3 protein-coding genes are annotated in these 2,829 nt (G+C 61.6%); all 3 read left to right on the forward strand.

Annotation, left to right across the window (positions count from 1 at the left end):
- Positions 1 to 59 precede the first annotated feature (59 nt).
- Positions 60 to 824, forward strand: a complete 765-nt coding sequence (locus EN939_RS28375) for an SDR family oxidoreductase (RefSeq protein ID WP_127270269.1) — start codon at positions 60 to 62, stop codon at positions 822 to 824.
- A gap of 420 nt (positions 825 to 1,244) precedes the next feature.
- Complete coding sequence (locus EN939_RS28380; RefSeq protein ID WP_127270272.1) at positions 1,245 to 2,219, forward strand: ABC transporter substrate-binding protein; 975 nt, start codon at positions 1,245 to 1,247, stop codon at positions 2,217 to 2,219.
- A 75-nt stretch (positions 2,220 to 2,294) separates the two neighbouring features.
- Positions 2,295 to 2,829: ATP-binding cassette domain-containing protein (locus EN939_RS28385; RefSeq protein ID WP_127271027.1), on the forward strand; the 535-nt coding region annotated here is incomplete at its 3' end.

Here is a 2,829-nt window from a genome sequence, read left to right on the forward strand (position 1 = left end):
TCGCCGTTCAGTTTGAAAAGATCCATCGAGTGCCCTCCCTGGGCCAGGGAGGGCACTCGATGGATCTTTTCAAACTGAACGGCGATGTCGCGCTGGTCACCGGCGCCGGCAGCGGCATCGGCCAGGCAATCGCGATCGGACTGGCCGAGGCAGGCGCCGACGTCGCCTGTTTCGGCCATGCATCGAAGGGTGGGCTGGACGAAACCGCGCACCGGATCACGGCGCTCGGCCGCAAAGCGCTGGTGCTGACCGGTACAGTGACATCGCAGAGCGATCTCGCGACGGCGATCGATCGCGTCGAGAGCGAACTCGGTGCGCTCACCGTCGCCGTCAACAATGCCGGCATTGCCGGCTCCGAGCCCGCCGAGACGATGCCGCTGGAGACGTGGCAGAAGGTTCACGACGTCAATGTCGCCGGCGTGTTCCTGTCCTGTCAGGCCGAAGCGCGCAAGATGCTGGCGCGAGGCAAGGGCTCGATCATCAACATCGCCTCGATGTCGGGCACCATCGTCAACCGCGGCCTGACGCAGGCGCACTACAACTCTTCGAAGGCCGCCGTCATCCACATGTCCAGGAGCCTCGCCATGGAGTGGGCCGATCGCGGCCTGCGCGTCAATGTGGTTAGTCCCGGTTACACGCTGACGCCGATGAACAAGCGGCCAGAGGTGGCGGAAGAGGTGAAGATCTTCAAGCGCGACACGCCGATGGGGCGCATGGCGGCGCCGGAGGAAATGGTCGGGCCGACGGTGTTCCTCGCCAGCCGCGCAGCGAGCTTCGTCACCGGCCTCGACCTGATTGTCGATGGCGGCTACGTCTGCTGGTAAGAGCTCAGCTTCGCCTGCAGTCTGAATTTGTACGTCTCGCGAAGCGTTAGTCGTTGCGCGACATGAACCTTGGTATATATAATTTCATCCTATGAAACGGCCTTGGCGAGATGGGGCTTACCAGGCGGGTAGCCGAGATCATACGACCTTGATGGCTCGCACCTTGCAGGGCGCCGCAGGACTGGCAATCGATCCGCAGATGACCGCTCCCTCAGTGATCCGTCGGCAGTCATGACGCCGACACTCCGATCCTGTTCCATTATCACCAGAACTGAGCACCATCTTGCCTGCACTGGCCAAAGCCGGGGCAATAATTTGGCGCCGACGGTCTTGCGCAAAGACCAGTCTTTCCAACACAATCAAGAAAAAGCCGCAAGAAGGGAACGAACGATAATTTTCACAGCTTGAAGGAGAACAAGCATGTCATTTCGCAGCCAGATCTCGAAACTCTCGATGAGCGCCGTCGCGCTCGCGACATTAAGCCTGCTGACACCTTCCGCCCAAGCCGCCGCACCGGAATCCAACGATCCGATCAAGATCGCGCTGTTCGACTGGACCAGCGTCAACCTCAACGCCAAGATCCTCGGCGGCATCCTGGAAAAGCTCGGCTATACCGTCGAATATCCGACCGCCGACTACCTCTCCAGCCTGACCACCGGTCTCACCAATGGCGATCTCGATGTCGGCATGGAATTCTGGGACACGACCGCCGGCGAGGCCATGAAGGCCTCCGATGCGACAGGCCAGACCGAACGGCTGGGCAAGCTCGGCCCCAAGGCCAAGGAAGAATGGTGGTTTCCCGAATACATGAAGGAGAAGTGCCCCGGCCTGCCTAACTGGGAAGCGCTGAAGGATCCGAAATGCGCCGAAGCCTTCTCGACGGCGGAGACCGCACCGAAGGGGCGCTATCTCGGCGGCCCGGTAACATGGGAAGGCTTTGACGACGAGCGCGTCGAAGCGCTGAAACTGCCCTTCACCGTCATCCATGCCGGCACCGACGCGGCGATGTTCGCCGAGTTGGACTCGGCCTATCAGCGCAAAGCGCCGATCATGCTGTGGATCTATTCGCCGCATTGGGCGCCGGCCAAATACAAGGGCGAATGGGTTGAATTCCCCGAATACACGGCCGAGTGCTACAACGACCCGAAATGGGGCACCAACCCCGACGCCAAATATGATTGCGGCAAGCCGCATGGCGAGATCTGGAAGTACTCCTGGGCCGGCATGAAGGACAAATGGCCGGTCGCCTACAAGGTGGCGAAGGCCTACACGGTCGACACCGACGAGCTCAACAAGATGAGCGGCGAGATCGATCTCGGCGGCAAGACGCCGGAAGACGTCGCCGCCGCCTGGATCGCCGCCCACGAGGCCGACTGGAAAGCCTGGGCGCAGTGATCGTTCCGACTGGAAGATGAGACCCGGCAGTTGATCAGGCGGGCCTCGGTTCTTGTGCTCCAGAAGGACGTTTGAATGACGGACAAGACTGAACAGGGCGCCAAGGGGGCGGGCACGCCAAAAGATGCCCGCCCGATAAAGCTTGCCTGCCGCAATGTCTGGAAGCTGTTCGGATCGAACGCGGCCAATTTCATCCGCGAACGCGACGGCAAGGCCAGCATGGCCGACGTCACAGCTGCCGGACTTGTCGGCGCGGTGCGCGCCGTCGACCTCGAAATCCGCCAGGGCGAGATCTTCATCATCATGGGCCTGTCGGGCTCCGGCAAGTCAACGCTGGTGCGCTGCATGTCGAGGCTGGTCGAGCCGACCCACGGCAAGGTCGAATTCGAAGGCAAGGATCTGCTGAAGATTTCGGATGCAGCGCTGATCGAGCTGCGACGACACCGCATGGGCATGGTGTTCCAGAATTTTGCCCTGCTGCCGCATCTCAACGTGCTGGAGAACATCGCCTTCCCGCTCAGCATCCAGGGGCAGGATCGGCCGACACGCGAGGCACGGGCGCGCGAGGTGATCGAACTCGTTGGGCTCCGTGGCCGCGAGCATTTCTATC

The sequence above is a fragment of the Mesorhizobium sp. M7A.F.Ca.CA.002.05.1.1 genome (assembly GCF_003998335.1).
GTDB lineage: Bacteria > Pseudomonadota > Alphaproteobacteria > Rhizobiales > Rhizobiaceae > Mesorhizobium.